15 protein-coding genes and 1 tRNA gene are annotated in these 13,425 nt (G+C 68.7%); 13 read left to right on the top strand and 3 right to left on the bottom strand.

Going from position 1 to position 13,425, the window contains the following annotated elements; all coding sequences use genetic code 11:
- Positions 1-67 precede the first annotated feature (67 nt).
- Positions 68-979, bottom strand: a complete 912-nt coding sequence (gene gluQRS, locus EDC22_RS10425; protein WP_132806574.1) for a tRNA glutamyl-Q(34) synthetase GluQRS — start codon at positions 977-979, stop codon at positions 68-70.
- Between the two features lie 95 nt (positions 980-1,074).
- Between gluQRS and EDC22_RS10420 the strand changes: the two genes are divergently transcribed.
- Entirely contained in the window at positions 1,075-1,731 is a 657-nt protein-coding gene (locus EDC22_RS10420) for a DNA-3-methyladenine glycosylase family protein (RefSeq protein WP_132806573.1), read from the top strand.
- 137 nt (positions 1,732-1,868) lie between these two features.
- Entirely contained in the window at positions 1,869-2,423 is a 555-nt protein-coding gene (locus EDC22_RS10415) for an HNH endonuclease (protein ID WP_132806572.1), read from the top strand.
- Positions 2,424-2,429: 6 nt separating this feature from the next.
- Here the strand turns inward: EDC22_RS10415 and EDC22_RS10410 are convergent, their stop codons facing one another.
- Entirely contained in the window at positions 2,430-2,942 is a 513-nt protein-coding gene (locus EDC22_RS10410; protein ID WP_132806571.1) for a disulfide bond formation protein B, read from the bottom strand.
- A 56-nt stretch (positions 2,943-2,998) separates the two neighbouring features.
- Positions 2,999-3,580, bottom strand: coding sequence for a YqaA family protein (locus tag EDC22_RS10405; RefSeq protein WP_132806570.1), 582 nt, complete (start codon positions 3,578-3,580; stop codon positions 2,999-3,001).
- 153 nt (positions 3,581-3,733) lie between these two features.
- On the opposite strand from EDC22_RS10405, the gene EDC22_RS10400 reads away from it, so the two are divergent.
- The 11 genes from EDC22_RS10400 to EDC22_RS10350 all read left to right on the top strand — a co-directional run bounded on the left by EDC22_RS10400 (position 3,734) and on the right by EDC22_RS10350 (position 13,421).
- A tRNA-Leu gene (locus EDC22_RS10400) sits at positions 3,734-3,820 on the top strand.
- Between the two features lie 248 nt (positions 3,821-4,068).
- Positions 4,069-4,500, top strand: coding sequence for a TcpQ domain-containing protein (locus tag EDC22_RS10395; RefSeq protein ID WP_165926870.1), 432 nt, complete (start codon positions 4,069-4,071; stop codon positions 4,498-4,500).
- The gene (locus EDC22_RS10390; RefSeq protein WP_165926869.1) at positions 4,487-6,130 is read left to right on the top strand and encodes a type II secretion system protein GspD; all 1,644 of its coding nucleotides are present in this window, start codon (positions 4,487-4,489) and stop codon (positions 6,128-6,130) included. Before EDC22_RS10395 ends, EDC22_RS10390 begins: the two co-directional genes overlap by 14 nt.
- Entirely contained in the window at positions 6,123-6,635 is a 513-nt protein-coding gene (locus EDC22_RS10385) for a hypothetical protein (RefSeq protein ID WP_132806567.1), read from the top strand. Before EDC22_RS10390 ends, EDC22_RS10385 begins: the two co-directional genes overlap by 8 nt.
- 60 nt (positions 6,636-6,695) lie before the next feature.
- Positions 6,696-7,967, top strand: coding sequence for a hypothetical protein (locus EDC22_RS10380; protein ID WP_132806566.1), 1,272 nt, complete (start codon positions 6,696-6,698; stop codon positions 7,965-7,967).
- Positions 7,948-9,588, top strand: a complete 1,641-nt coding sequence (locus EDC22_RS10375) for a GspE/PulE family protein (protein WP_132806565.1) — start codon at positions 7,948-7,950, stop codon at positions 9,586-9,588. Before EDC22_RS10380 ends, EDC22_RS10375 begins: the two co-directional genes overlap by 20 nt.
- Positions 9,585-10,625 (top strand): type II secretion system F family protein, encoded by a 1,041-nt coding sequence (locus EDC22_RS10370; protein ID WP_132806564.1) that lies wholly within the window; start codon positions 9,585-9,587, stop codon positions 10,623-10,625. Before EDC22_RS10375 ends, EDC22_RS10370 begins: the two co-directional genes overlap by 4 nt.
- 32 nt (positions 10,626-10,657) lie before the next feature.
- The gene (locus EDC22_RS10365; protein ID WP_132806563.1) at positions 10,658-11,284 is read left to right on the top strand and encodes a hypothetical protein; all 627 of its coding nucleotides are present in this window, start codon (positions 10,658-10,660) and stop codon (positions 11,282-11,284) included.
- A gap of 13 nt (positions 11,285-11,297) precedes the next feature.
- On the top strand, positions 11,298-12,251 hold the full coding sequence (locus EDC22_RS10360; RefSeq protein ID WP_132806562.1) for an ATPase, T2SS/T4P/T4SS family: 954 nt from the start codon (positions 11,298-11,300) through the stop codon (positions 12,249-12,251).
- Complete coding sequence (locus EDC22_RS10355) at positions 12,241-12,720, top strand: hypothetical protein (protein WP_132806561.1); 480 nt, start codon at positions 12,241-12,243, stop codon at positions 12,718-12,720. The genes EDC22_RS10360 and EDC22_RS10355 overlap by 11 nt, the downstream gene beginning before the upstream one ends.
- Positions 12,711-13,421: a type II secretion system protein gene (locus tag EDC22_RS10350; RefSeq protein WP_132806560.1), complete on the top strand. Its 711-nt coding sequence runs from the start codon at positions 12,711-12,713 to the stop codon at positions 13,419-13,421. Before EDC22_RS10355 ends, EDC22_RS10350 begins: the two co-directional genes overlap by 10 nt.
- Positions 13,422-13,425: the final 4 nt, after the last annotated feature.

Below are 13,425 nucleotides of genomic sequence, written 5' to 3'. Positions count from 1 at the left end.
CACGGGTCCGACCGCTTGTTTCCTCGCTGTTGCGGCGGGGGAACCGGTGCCGGCTGGTCCGGCAGCGCTAGCGGTCCGCCGGCAGGCCTGCCATCCGGCGGATGTCGCGGGGGCTGTGGCCGGCCTCGCGCAGTGCCCTCAGCGAGAGGTCGCGCCGGCTCTTCGCCAGCTTCAGCCCGTCGGGGCCGGTCAGCAGCCGGTGGTGGGCGTAGGCCGGCGCCGGAAGTCCGAGCAGCACCTGCAGCAGCCGGTGGACAGACGTCGCCCAATACAGATCGCGGCCGCGCGTCACATGGGTGATTCCCTGCAGCGCATCGTCGACGACCACGGCGAGATGATAACTGGTCGGTGACCCCTTCCGGCAGATGACCACGTCGCCCCAGGCTGCGGGATCGGCGCTGATGCGCGCGCCGCGGCTCGAAAGGTCGAATGCGTCACGATAGAACGCCTCGCCATGCTCGGACCAGCTGAGGCTGTCGGGGATGGTGGCGAGCGCGCGGGCGATGTCGAGTCGCAGGGCGACCTCGCCCGCTTCGGCCCGGCCGATCGCGGCCCGGTCGGCGCGGACGGCGCGGCAGGTGCCCGGATAGAGCGGGGCGCCGTCCGGGTCGCGCGGCCAGATGATGCCCTGCGCCTCCCGCTCGGCGACCGCGGCGGCGATCTTGGCGCGCGAGCAGCTGCAGGCGAACAGCAGACCCATGTCTGCGAGGCGCGCTGCGGCGGCGCGATAGTCGTCGAAATGCTCGGACTGGCGGCGCACCGGCTGCTCCCAGGTCAGTCCGAGCCAGGCGAGGTCGCGCAGGATGCCGGCTTCGTAGACCGGACGGCAGCGGTCGCGATCGATGTCCTCGAGTCGCAAGAGGAACCTGCCGCCGAGCCGGTCGGCGGCCCCGTGCGCCAGCAGGGCCGACAGCGCATGGCCGAGATGCAGCTCGCCGTTCGGACTGGGCGCGAAACGCAGGATCGGGATCTCGGCCATCGGCCTCCGTCGGATCGCAGGAGCGGTGTGGCGACCGGCCGGGCCGGCCCCTGATCGGGTACCACGCCCGGCCGCCGCCGACTATGCTCCAGGCGATGCAGGCTCCCCGACCTGAACGCCTCGACACGCCCGGCGCTCTCGAGGCAGCGCTCGATGCGCTCGCCGACCGCGACGACCTGATCGCGCGGCTGCGCGCGGCGGTCGATCCGCCGGTGCTGCGCCGGTATCCCGCCGGCCTGGCCGGGCTGGCGCGCATCGTCGTCGGCCAGCAGGTCTCGACGGCGAGCGCCGAGGCAATCTGGACGAGGCTGTCGGCCCAGGTCGATCCGCTCGATCCGGCGGCATGGCGGCAGACCGGTGAGGCGGCGCTGCGCGCGGCCGGCCTGTCGCGCCCCAAGATCGGTACGCTGATGGCCTTGGCGGACGCGATCGCGTCCGGCGGGCTAGATCTGGGCCGATTGGATCGGCTCGACGCCGAGACGGCCCGGGCCGAACTGTGCCGGATCCGCGGGATCGGCCCCTGGACCGCGGAGGTCTATCTGATGTTCTGCCTCGGCCATGCCGACAGCTGGCCGGCGGGCGATGTCGCCCTGCAACATGCGGCCGCGGTGGCCATCGGCCTGCCGGGGCGGCCCGATGCGCGCGCGCTGGCAAGGCTCGGCGAACGATGGCGTCCATGGCGCAGTGCCGCCGCGCATCTGCTGTGGGCCTACTATCGCGCGCTACGCGGCCGGGCGGGCGTTTCGGCCTGACGATCGCCGCAGCGGCGCACGGCAGCTCCGGTAGCGCCGGCTCGCGTCTCCCGGCTTCACAAGACCGACACCGGGCCTATACTATATATCGTCGTGCCCGCCCGAGGGCGGCGCAAGACTGCGGTGGAGTGCTGTTCTTGACGGTCGTCTCGCCCGAAGCCTGTCCCGCGCTCGTCCTCAATGCGGACTTTCGTCCGCTCAGCTATTTCCCGTTGTCGCTGTGGTCCTGGCAGGACACGGTGAAGGCGGTGTTCCTGGATCGGGTCAACATCGTGTCGGAGTATGATCGGACTGTCCGAAGTCCGAGCTTCGAGATACGCCTGCCCAGCGTCGTCTCGCTGCGCGAATATGTCCGACCCGCCGCCTATCCCGCCTTCACCCGCTTCAACGTCTTTCTCCGCGACCGCTTCACCTGCCAGTATTGTGGTGCGCAGGACGATCTCACCTTCGATCATCTGATCCCGCGCTCGCGCGGCGGCCAGACCGTCTGGGAGAATGTCGTCGCGGCCTGCTCGCCCTGCAATCTGCGCAAGGGCAGCCACCATCCGCGTGAGGTGGACATGTGGCCGCAGCAGATGCCGTATCGGCCGACGGCCTTCGATCTTCAGAAGAACGGCCGGCTGTTCCCGCCGAACTATCTGCACGAAAGCTGGCTCGACTATCTGTACTGGGATACCGAGCTCGAACCGTAGGTTGGGCTATCTCAGAAGTGCGGCCCTGAGCGACACGGCCGACAGGGCGAGCGAAATCACCGCGTTCCAGGCTGCCAACGACAGGCCAAAGACGAGCAGTGCCGGCTCGTCACAGCGGATCAGGACGGCTTCGTTCAGGCTGTCGAGCAGTCCGCCTGTGGCCGAGGGACCGCCGGTGCCGACCGCGCAGTCGCTCGGACCGGCCCACAGCTTCCATTCGACGCCGGCGTGATAGGCCGCCAGACTGGCCCCGTACAGGAACAGGAGGCCGACGAGGCCGATCAGCGCGCGCGGCAGCCGCCGGCCCTCTGCGCGGCGTGTCGTGACGAGCACCACGGCGGCGAGCGGGATGCCGGCGTAGTAGGGAAGGCGCTGGTCGAGGCACAGCGGGCAGGGCGCGTAGCCCATCAGCTCGAAGATCCACGCGCCGGCAATCGTCGCGGTGCCGACAAGAACTACGAGGATCGCCGCGACGCGGACCGGATCGGACTTCGGGATCGACACGGCAGGGGCTCTCATGGCGGCGGGGTCTCCGACAGACTCCGGACCGAGCCGGAGCATGCGACTGCTCTTGGCTAGAACATGTAGCGGGCGACAACGAAACCGCCCAGCAGGAGCACCACGAATGCGGTGAACACAAGGCCGAGGCGCCGCTCGATGAAGTCGCGGATCGGCGGGCCGAGCCAGTAGAGCAGGCCGGCGACCGCGAAGAAGCGCAGACCGCGCGACAGGATGCTCGCGACGATGAAGATCGGCAGCGACAGGCCGGTGGCGCCGCTGGCGATGGTGATCACCTTGTAGGGAAACGGGGTCAGACCGGCCATGAAGACGATCCAGGCACCCCACTGGTTGTAGCGGGCCGCGAACTCGGTGAACTTGTCGGCGTAGCCATAGACCTGAAGGATCGGCTGGGCCACCGTCTCGAAGAGGAAGGCGCCGATCACCCAGCCGAGCAGGCCGCCGAGGACCGAGGCGACGGTGCAGACGGTGGCGAACTGCCAGGCCCGGCGCCGCTCGGCGATGACCATCGGGATCAGCAGGACATCGGGCGGAATCGGAAAGAACGAGCTCTCGGCGAAGGAAACGCCGGCGAGCGCACGGGTCGCCTGCCGGTGGGCGGCAAGGCTCATCGTCCAGTCATAGAGACGGCGCAGCATGGCGGGGGATGTACGCGCTTCGCCGGGGCGTGTCCATCGCCGGTGATGCCGAGCCGCGGACAGGGTTACGGCCCGGCCGCCGCCGTCCTGCTGGACTTGCCGTGCCGGCTCATGGCAGATAGCCCGTGCGTGCCGAAACTGGCGCGACGCTGTGCGGGCGTGGCGGAACTGGTAGACGCGCCGGACTCAAAATCCGGTTCTGGTGACAGAGTGTCGGTTCGACTCCGACCGCCCGCACCAATCCCCCCTCCCTTCCGCAGTTCTTTCCGGCCACACACCACTCTGATTGGCGATCTGTCGGCTGTGGTGCCGGTGACGGCGCTCCGGGCGGCGCCGGTCTTCTCGCAGGAGCCGCCGCGGCCTCCGCAGCCAAGACAATCCTGCATGGCCAGATCCCCGGAATCGCTGGTTGACAATCGCGTGAACAAGAAACATGACTCTCAAAGTCATATTTTAAGCGTGTATCGCGTCGGGGCAGGGGGCTGGAGTTGAGTGGGCGTGTTGTTGGTGCCGTGCGCGTTGCGGCGGCCTGCGTCGTGGCCGGCTGCGCGACGCAGGCTCCGAACGTGGATGCCTATGTCACCGATATCGGGTCGGGCGAGACGGTCGTCGTCTCTCCCGGTTGGCCTTCCGCCGTGTCCCTGGCATCGCCGCCCTTGCATCAGCCGCCGACCTGGCATCTGCGGCGCGGCGCCCAGCTCGATCAGGAACTGCAGGCGTGGGCGCGGGAGGCCGGCTGGACGCTGCTGTGGCGGCCGGATTTCTCCTGGCGCGTGGCCGAGGACGCGGTGTTCGCCGGATCGTTCGAGGAGGCGGTCCAGGCCGTGATCGCCGGCCTCTATGCCGACGGCGAGCCCGTTCGCCTGCTGCTGTGGCTGGACAACCGGGTCGCGGAGGTCGTCAGCGATGCGCGGGTTTAGCCGCCTGACCCTGGCCCTGCCTGCAGCGGCCGCGCTCGGCGGCTGCGTGCTGACGGAGGCTCCCAGGCAGATCGCCGCTGACCAGGCGACGGCGCAGGCGCTGTCCAACGACATGGTGTACTCCGCCGGCTCGCGGGCGGTGACGGTGCACGAGCGGCCGAAGATCGCCGGCGACAAGGTGGCGCTGCGGTCGCAGGACGAGCTGCCGGCTCTGTTCCAGACCCCCGTCGTGCTGGCGGCGAGCGGACAAACGCTCGATTCGATCCTTGGGACCCTGTCGGAGACCTCCGGCATGCCGATGCGGATCACCGAATTCGCTTCCGATGGCGGCGGCAGCGCGACCGCCTCGACGGGCACCTCGGCACAGATGGCCGCGCGCCTCAACAAGCCCCTGTCGGTGAACTGGGAAGGTCCGCTGCGCGGCATTCTCGACCAGCTCGCGCGCGACAGCGGTCTCTACTGGCGCTACGACCCAGGTCGCAGGCGCGTCGAGTTCTATCTCTACGAGACCCGGCATTTCGCCGTCAGCCTGCCGATGGGTACGCGCACGGTGACGGGCTCAATCTCCGGCGCCGCGACCGGGGCTTCCGGAGCGCAGGCCGCTGCCACCGGCAACATCGGTGTCAATGTCCCGAGCTTCACCGTCGATCCCTACGGCGCGGTCGCCCGTACCATCGCCTCGATGCTGCTCGAGGAGGATCAGGACGTCGACGTCGTCGACACGGCGGCCCAGACCGGCGACAGCTCCGGCGGCGCGTCGACCAGTGCCGCGGCCAGCAGCCGACGCAACAGCAGCCGCGTCGTGGTGTCGCCGGAAATGGCGATGGTGACGGTAACTGCCCCGCCGCCGTCGCTGGCGCGTGTGGCCAGCTATCTGGACGCAATCAACGCACAGTATTCGCGCAACCTGACGATCGACCTCAAGGTGTTCGACGTCACGACCAGCGACGAGGGCGGCATCTACCTGTCGTTTGACGTGTTGTTCAGGGAGCTCGGCAAGTACGGACTTGCGGTGATCGGCGCTCCGTCGGTTCCGCTCGGCAGCGGCACGCCTGGCCAGATCATCTTCGAGGTGCTCGACCCAAACTCGCGCTTCGAAGGCTCGCAGATGCTGGCCCGTGCGCTCGCCACGCTCGGCGACGTTTCGGTGGTCACCTCAGGCCAGGTCCTCGCCATCAATGGCCAGCCGGCGCCATACCAGGTTGCGGACCAGGTTACCTACCTTGCCTCGACCTCCGTCTCGCAGTCCTCGACGGCGATCGACCCGACCCTGACCACGACGCTGACACCGGGCACGGTGGTAGTTGGGCTTACGGCAAACTTCCTGCCACAAATCCTTCCCGACAACCGCATCCTTCTGCAGTACCAGCTTACCATGTCGTCGCTGCGCTCGCTCGACACGGTCTCGAGCGGCAATTCCACCATCCAGACGCCGAACGTCTTCACCCAGTCGCTCCAGCAACAGGCGGTACTGCGCGATGGCCAGTCGGTGGTGCTGTTCGGCTATGCCCAGGACCGCAGCACGGCCGACGGCAACCTGTCATTCTCGAGCGGCAGCAAGGCCGCCACCAAGACCCGTACGCTGCGGGTGATCCAGCTGCAGGTGTTCGGCGGAGGCAGCAATGTCTGAGCGTCGCCTGGCCGGCATTGTGCTGATCGCGCTGGTCGCGCTGACGGCGACAGGGAGCGAGGCGCAGACGCCGACCTGGCTCGACGAAATGGCGACCATCGACGCCCAGATCCAGCTGCTCCAGAAGCAGATGGAACTCGACGTTCTGCTCGAGCAGCGCGCCGCCCAGCGATCGTCGATGCTGCCGAGCATTCTCACGATCGTCGGGTTCGGCGACCGCTACTCCGTTGAACTGCTGTTTCCGAACGGCCGCATCGGGCGATACCGCGTCGGTGACGAGATTGCGCCCGAAGTCTGGATCAGCGCCATCCGGCCGCGCGGTGTCACGGTCGACATGGCAATCGCCGATGGCAAGCGCCGCGCGGTGGCGCTCGAGTTTGCCGCCGCGGGCAGCGACGCGACCGCTGTCGCCACGGACACCGCAACAGCCCCGGCCCAGTCGCCTGCGCTCCTGCAGGCGGTGCGCCCCGACCCGCCAGCGATCAATGTCCGCGCCCAGCCCTGATCGATTTGGCAGTAGACCGGCCCGGACGGCCGCCGCTCGGCCTTGCGTGGAGGGGCGGCCGTGACGATCGTCGTGATCCGCGCCCTGCAGCTTGCCGCCGGCCTGACATGGCAGTTCCATGCCAGCCGCCGCGACCATCGTTCCGCGGCCGCCGAGGGCCAGGTCGAGGGCTGGGTCGAAGTCGCCTGCGACGATGGCCTTCTGTCTGGCTGGTATTCGCTCGCGCCACCGCCGGGGCAGCGGATCTACGCGGGCGGTCTCGTAGTCGGCGCCGTCGCGCCGGACGCCCTGATCTACCACGAGTTCGAGCCGGGGCGGGTTTGGGTCTGTGCCCTGCGGGACGGGTTGCCGCTGCCGGACACCGACCGGATCGGCGCGCCCGTCATGGCCGAGGCGGTCATGGCCGAGATACTGGCCTACCAGCCGGACACGCCGGTGTTCGGAAGCCATGCCTCGGCCCGCGCCGGTCTCGACGACCTGCTGGCCGATGTCACGCCGTCGCGGGCCTTCAGGGTACGGCGTCCGGGTGCTGACTGGCGCCGACGCGCAGTGTTGGGGGGGCTTGCCGTAGCGGTGCTCGGGCTCGTCTGGGTCGCCATCCGGCCCGAACCCGCGATGCGCCCGCCGGCGCCCGTCGAGACGCGATCGCAGCCAGCGCTGACCCAGGCCCCCGCGCCGCTGCGCCCGCTGCGCGGTCCGAGCACCGAGGCGATCGCTGCCGCGATCCATGACGCGACCGAGAGATGGTTACAGCGGCCGAGCTTCGATGTGACCGCGGACGCCTGGCTGGCGACATTGCGGACCCTGCCGCCATCGCGCGTTGGCTACCGGCCCCGCCTCCTTGAATGCCAGACTGACCACTGTATCGCGGAGTGGATCTGGACCGGCGGCATGCTCACCAGCGCCGTGCCGGGCGATCTTCCTGGCGCATTGCTGCCCGTGGCCGCGCCGCGCGACTATGCCTCGCAGGTGCGCACGCGAATGCCGCTGCCACCGCGCCAGACACAGCGAATGCCGGTGGTCGCGCCGGCAGCCGTCGAGGACCTTGTCCAGTCGGCCACCGCCGCGCTGACCCAGCCCGGCATACGGCTGGAGCTGCAGAGGCCGCAGACGGCGATCACCATCGCGGTCGACGTTGCAGGCGAGCGCCACGAAGCGGTGATCGGCCACTACGGGCTCGTCCGCGTTTCGACTTCGAACCTGGTCGCCGCCGAATACGTGCTTCGGATCCTGCAGGATTTTCCAGTGGTTGCCGAACGCTCGAGCTTCACCATCAGCGGCGGCAGTGTCACGTTCACCCTGGAGGCGCGCTATGTCGTCCTCCGGTCCTGACCGTTTCGGCGGGCCGGCAACCCCCGGGCGGCCGGCCGTAGCCCTGATCACGCGCCTCGCCGACGTTCCGGGCGGCATCCCGGTTGACGACATGGTGCCGGAGGAGTGGCGCGATCGCTTCGTCGCGCTGATCGACGAGGTTGCGGCAAGCGTTCACGTGCTGACCGTCCCGGAGGCGATGGGCAGCCATGCGATGTTCGACCTGCGGCGACGGCTTGGCGAGCGCGGCATCGCCAACCCGATATTCGTTCGCACCAGTGCCGAGATCGTCAAGGTCGTACGCGAGCACCGTCGCGCGGCCGGCTCCTCCAGTCTCGCGGGCGCGGACGCCACCGGGATCGAGCGCTTCGCCCGCGAGCTGATCGACGAGGCCCTGCTCAGCCGTGCCTCCGACATTCACGTGGAGACCCGCAGTACCCATGCCGAGGTCTTCTTCCGCGTCGACGGCCTGCGCCGCAGGCACAGCAACATCTCGATGGAGTCGGCGCGCGGCCTCGGTGTTGTGCTCTACTCGGTGCACGCCGACGCCAGCTCCAAGGACGTGGCCTGGGATCCACAGCAGGTCATGGACGGCGTGATCGAACATCAGGGGCTCGGCGGCGAGACGGTTCAGTTGCGCTTTTCCTCTGCACCGATCTTCCCGACCGGCAATTTCCACATCGTCATCCGGCTGTTGCGCATGGACGTCTCGCAGCTGACGCTTGATCAGCTCGGCTATACGCAGGACCAGCGCGCACTCCTGGAGACCTTCATCGCCAGCCTGTCGGGCATGGTGCTTCTGTGCGGGCCGACCAACTCCGGCAAGAGCACGACGCTGCAGGCCCTTATGCGGCGTCTGCACGCCCATCACGGCGAGGCGTTGAAGATGATCACCGTCGAGGATCCGGTCGAGTACCTGGTTCCCGGTGCCTGCCAGATCAGCCTGTCGCGCCGCCGTCGCAACCAGATCGACGAACGCACTGGCAGCGTGTTCACCACCTATCTGCGCGGCGCGCTGCGGCAAGACCCCGACGTGGTGATGATCGGCGAGATCCGCGATCACGACTCTGCCGTCGTCGCCAAGGATTTCGTTCTGACCGGCCGCAAGCTGTTCGCCACCCTGCATACCTATTCAGCTGTCTGGGCGTTCGTAAGGCTCCGCGAACTTGGCCTACCAAGCGAACTGCTGGCAATGCCGGGATTCATCTCCGGCATCGTCTATCAGCGGCTGGTGCCGACAGTCTGCAACGGCTGCGCCGCGCCACTGCGTACCGCAGATGCCCTGCCCCGTGCTCTGTATGCGCGCCTCGAAGGCCTGGGCGCGGATCGCCTCGCCGGCATCAGGCTGCGCGGACCGGGATGCCTTGCCTGCGGCGGTAGCGGGATCGGCGGCCGCACTCTGTGCGCCGAGTTCGTCGCGACCGATCCCGAGCTTCTCGATCTCATCGGCAAGGACCGTCACCACGACGCCGAGCGCCATTGGCTGGCCCGCGGCGGTGTGGCGGTCGGCCACTTCGGTGTCACGGCGCTGGCGCACGGTGCAGACAAGATGTGCCGCGGCGAGGTCGACCCGCGCGACCTGGAAAGCAGCGTCGGCCTGTTGTCGATGCTTTCCGGTCGGGATCGCAGAGGCGCGCCATGAAGCTGCCCGCATTCCGGCTGCCGCCCTCGACCGGGCAACGCGCCGACTTCTACGAGCTGCTCGCAGGCTTCACTGCCGACGGCATTCCAACCTACGATGCGCTCACCGAGATCGACCAGCAGTATCGGCGCTTCCGCAGCCCGATGGCGCCGGTGACCGGACGCCTGCTGCGGCGGATGCGCGGCGGCGAGGGGCCGGCCCGTTCCTGCGGCGCGGCGTTACAGGGGCTCGTCCCAGTCGTCGAGGCGCTCGCCGTGTCGAGCGGCGAGGATGCCGGCGACATCCCGCAGGGGCTGCGGCGTGCCGCCGCGGTGGCACGGGTCAACCAGGAAATCGTCCAGACGATCCGCAGCGAGCTGTCCTATCCGCTGCTGCTGCTCGTCCTGCTGGCGGGCCTCCTGCTCGTCATCTCGTTCTACGTCGTTCCTGCCATGACCGAGGTGATCGGCGAGGAGCGGTGGCCGACAAGCGCCAGGCTGGCTGCCTCCTTCGCCCGTGCCGCGCCTTGGCTGGTGCTCGCCGGCACCCTGCTGCTGGCCGGCGGGACCGTGCTCTTCCTCATGTTGCGCAGCCGCTGGACGGGCCGGTTCCGTGATCTGCTCGACCGTTTCGTGTTCCCCTGGACCATGCATCGCCGCGTCACGGCGGCGATGCTGCTCGCCTCGCTCGCCTCGCTCTTGCGCATCGGCGTCCCCTTCTCCCATGCGCTCGAACGCCTGGCGGCGGCCTCCGGCGCCTGGGAGCGGGTCCATATCCAGCGTGTCCGCGCCCGGCTGCGGCGCGGCGAGCGTGAGGGCGCGGCACTGGCCGGTCCGCTGTTCGACGACGAGTTGCGCTGGCAGATCCAGCTCTATGGCCGGATGAGCCGCTTCTCGGAAGCGCTCGATGCCTTCTCCGAGCGTTCGCTCTCCCACACCCGCGCCCGTATCCGGTCGGGCTTCGCCACCATCCGTATCGGCCTGCTGATCGCGGTCGCCGGGATCATCTACTGGATCTACAGCGCCGTCCTCGCGGTCACGCTGGCGGCGCGCAGTTGACGGCCGATCCGTCCATCCCAGGAGGTTGAAACATGGATCCGAACATCGCAGTGCCCACCCTGACGGGAGCAATCACCGTTGCCGCCGGACAAGGGCGGCTGCGACGGCAGGCGGGAGTCACGCTGACCGAGACGCTGCTGGTGCTGGCCCTCGCGGCGGCGCTCGGCGCCGTTGCCTACCGATCCTACAGCAGCGCCCGCGAAGAGGCCCGGCTCTCCGACATGACGACCGGCGCGATCGCCCTGATCGGCAAGATCGGCCAGTTCTACAGCGCGGCCGCCGATTACAGCGGTCTGACGCCGGAGATCCTGCACAAGGCAGGCATCGTGCCGCCGCAGTTCCGGACCGTAACCGACTCCAATGGCACCGTCGAACTGCGCGATCCGTTCGGCAACACGGTCGACATCAACGGAACCGGCGGCTCCTATGCTCTCGCCTTCCGCCGCCTGACGCAGGCCGCCTGCTCGTCACTCGCCACGGCGTTGACCAGCATCGCCCATCGCATTGCCGCCGGTGCGTCCGTGACGGCAGCCAACGGCGTGATCGACACTGGGGCGAACGGCCGCATCTACAAGGACGAGACCACCAGTGCCGACCTCGCCGGTCTTGTCGACGGCTGCAGCCAGGACAGCGCGCTGCTCGCCGTCGAGGTCCGCTAGAAGCGGTGCGGCCATGGAACGGGGCGGATTGCTCGGGCGGCACAGCGATCTTCATCTCAAGGCGGATGATCTCGCACGATCGCTGGCTTTCCCTGGCCCCATCCGGCTGGCGGAGGCGCATCTGGGACTGGCCGCGGAGCTCTTGGAGCTGTGCCAGTCGATCGGGCGGGACGACTTCACCGTCGAGCATCTCGGCGTGACTTGGCGGGGCCGGCGCGACAGGCTGGTCGTGGACGGGATCTGGTATCGCCTGCGACGGCTCCCCGACGCGCCGCCACGGCTCGACGCGCTGCCCTCGCCGCTGCCCCGTCATGTCCAGGCGATGTTGATGTCGGAGCGGCTGCAGCCCGGCGGGCTCGTCTATGTCACCGGTGCTGCCGGCGCCGGCAAGACTACCACCGCGTCGGCAATGGTTGTTTCCCGGCTCGCCCGCTTCGGAGGCATCGCCTACACGATCGAGGATCCCCCGGAGATGCCGCTCAACGGCTGGCATGGCGACGGATACTGCTCGCAGACCACGGTTGCCGGGGACAGCAGCGCCGACTGGATGGAATCCTTTCGCGGTGCGCTGCGTTCGCAGCCTGCTGCAACGCACCAGATGCTGTTCGTTGGCGAGATCCGCAACCGGGAGAGCGCGCAGTTGATGCTACGCGCGGCGTCGAACGGCTTTCTGGTGGTGGCAACCGGTTTCGGAACCGACATCGTTTCGGCACTCGACAGCTTGGCGAAACTGGCCGGCGCCGAGCATCAGGCGATGCTCGGCAACATGGTCCGGCTCGTCATCCACCAGCGGCTGCGCGACGGTCGGCTGGAGGCGCGGGCGCTGGCATCGCCATCGGCCTCGGGGCCTGTTGCCGCGCGCATCCGCGGTGGCCAGTTCGTGCATCTGGTCGGCGACATCCAGCAGCAGGAGGCGCTGATGATCCGCAACATCTCCCCGCTCGAGGTGCAAGACCATGCTGCTTAAGATGATCATGGCGCTTGGCATGCTGGTCATGCTGGCGCACGCGATGGCGCTGGGCATCTGGCGCTTGCCGGAGGACGAGTCGGCCCGCGACGCTGCGGTACAGTACGAGGCGCTGCGCGGCTTTGCCTACTCGGTCGACCAGTACGTCAAGGCAAACGCGGGCTTCTCGGGCGAGCTGGTGTGGCGCCAGGCCGTCGGCCAGGTGAGCTCGCAGACCGTGGCGCTCGCCGAGCAGTCGACGACCCCGCCGGGACTGCGTGGCATGGCCATGCCCCCGTCATGGCGGGCGGTTGCGGACGACGGCGACTACGTGATCTGTGCCGCGGTGAGTGAGCGCGTCCTGCGAAGGGTCGGTGCGGGCATGCCGGCGACGCTGCCGGGCGTCGTCGTCGCCGGCGGCAGCGGCCACGACTTCCTTGTCTTCGACGATGTCGGGAATGCCGAAGCGAGGGCCGCCCGATGCCGCTAGTCCGTGCCCGCTCGCTGAAGCGGCAAGGCGGCTTCACGCTCGTCGAGATGGTGCTCGCCGTCGGGTTGACCATCCTGATGATCGCCTCGCTGAGCAGCCTGCTGCTCGATGCACAGCGCGAAGCGAAGGCAGGCCGCGAGGCCGAAACGCTGCTGGCGTTCCAGCGGGCGGCTGCCGAGTACTTCCTTGCCAATCGCACGTCGATGATGGTCGCCATGGAGAGCGGGGAGGATCCGGACAGGCTTTGCCGCACCCATCTCGGGAATCCTCTCGACGGCCGGCCCGGCGCCGATGCCGTACGGCATACCTGCCGCGTCGATGCGAGCCTCCTGAAGGCCAGGCGTCTGTTGCCGTCCGGTACGGCGGAAACCAACAGCTATGGCGAGCGCCTGATCGCCATCTTCCGCAGGATCTACGACGACGACGGCGATCCGACCGACAATGTCGAAATGGTGGTGCTGGCGGCCCTGGAGCCGGACCGCAGCTACGTCCGGTCCGATGCCCGCCTGCGGGTCAGCCAGTCGGTAGCTGCCGCGCTCGGCGCTTCCGGCGGCACCGTCGCCGATGCCGATCGCGGCCTGTGCCGCTCGGTGGCAGCGGACCGTGTCTACGAGGTCTGCGGATCGAGCTGGAAGGTCGATCTCACCCTCTACCTGAGCGAGAGCGAGCTGTCGGCATTCGCGCAACTTCTTCCCCGATGAACCG

Origin of the sequence: Tepidamorphus gemmatus (assembly GCF_004346195.1) — a bacterium.
Lineage (GTDB): Bacteria > Pseudomonadota > Alphaproteobacteria > Rhizobiales > Tepidamorphaceae > Tepidamorphus > Tepidamorphus gemmatus.
The sequence above is the reverse complement of the archived record's forward strand: the minus strand, read 5'-3'. Positions and strand labels throughout refer to the sequence as shown.

What these genes read in the sequence shown, in the direction of transcription:
- gluQRS (WP_132806574.1), bottom strand. Translation starts at nt 979, where the DNA reads ATGGCCGAGATCCCGATCCTGCGTTTCGCGCCCAGTCCGAACGGCGAG.
- EDC22_RS10420 (WP_132806573.1), top strand. Translation starts at nt 1,075, where the DNA reads ATGCAGGCTCCCCGACCTGAACGCCTCGACACGCCCGGCGCTCTCGAG.
- EDC22_RS10410 (WP_132806571.1), bottom strand. Translation starts at nt 2,942, where the DNA reads ATGAGAGCCCCTGCCGTGTCGATCCCGAAGTCCGATCCGGTCCGCGTC.
- EDC22_RS10405 (WP_132806570.1), bottom strand. Translation starts at nt 3,580, where the DNA reads ATGCTGCGCCGTCTCTATGACTGGACGATGAGCCTTGCCGCCCACCGG.
- EDC22_RS10390 (WP_165926869.1), top strand. Translation starts at nt 4,487, where the DNA reads ATGCGCGGGTTTAGCCGCCTGACCCTGGCCCTGCCTGCAGCGGCCGCG.
- EDC22_RS10385 (WP_132806567.1), top strand. Translation starts at nt 6,123, where the DNA reads ATGTCTGAGCGTCGCCTGGCCGGCATTGTGCTGATCGCGCTGGTCGCG.
- EDC22_RS10375 (WP_132806565.1), top strand. Translation starts at nt 7,948, where the DNA reads ATGTCGTCCTCCGGTCCTGACCGTTTCGGCGGGCCGGCAACCCCCGGG.
- EDC22_RS10370 (WP_132806564.1), top strand. Translation starts at nt 9,585, where the DNA reads ATGAAGCTGCCCGCATTCCGGCTGCCGCCCTCGACCGGGCAACGCGCC.
- EDC22_RS10365 (WP_132806563.1), top strand. Translation starts at nt 10,658, where the DNA reads ATGGATCCGAACATCGCAGTGCCCACCCTGACGGGAGCAATCACCGTT.
- EDC22_RS10360 (WP_132806562.1), top strand. Translation starts at nt 11,298, where the DNA reads ATGGAACGGGGCGGATTGCTCGGGCGGCACAGCGATCTTCATCTCAAG.
- EDC22_RS10355 (WP_132806561.1), top strand. Translation starts at nt 12,241, where the DNA reads ATGCTGCTTAAGATGATCATGGCGCTTGGCATGCTGGTCATGCTGGCG.
- EDC22_RS10350 (WP_132806560.1), top strand. Translation starts at nt 12,711, where the DNA reads ATGCCGCTAGTCCGTGCCCGCTCGCTGAAGCGGCAAGGCGGCTTCACG.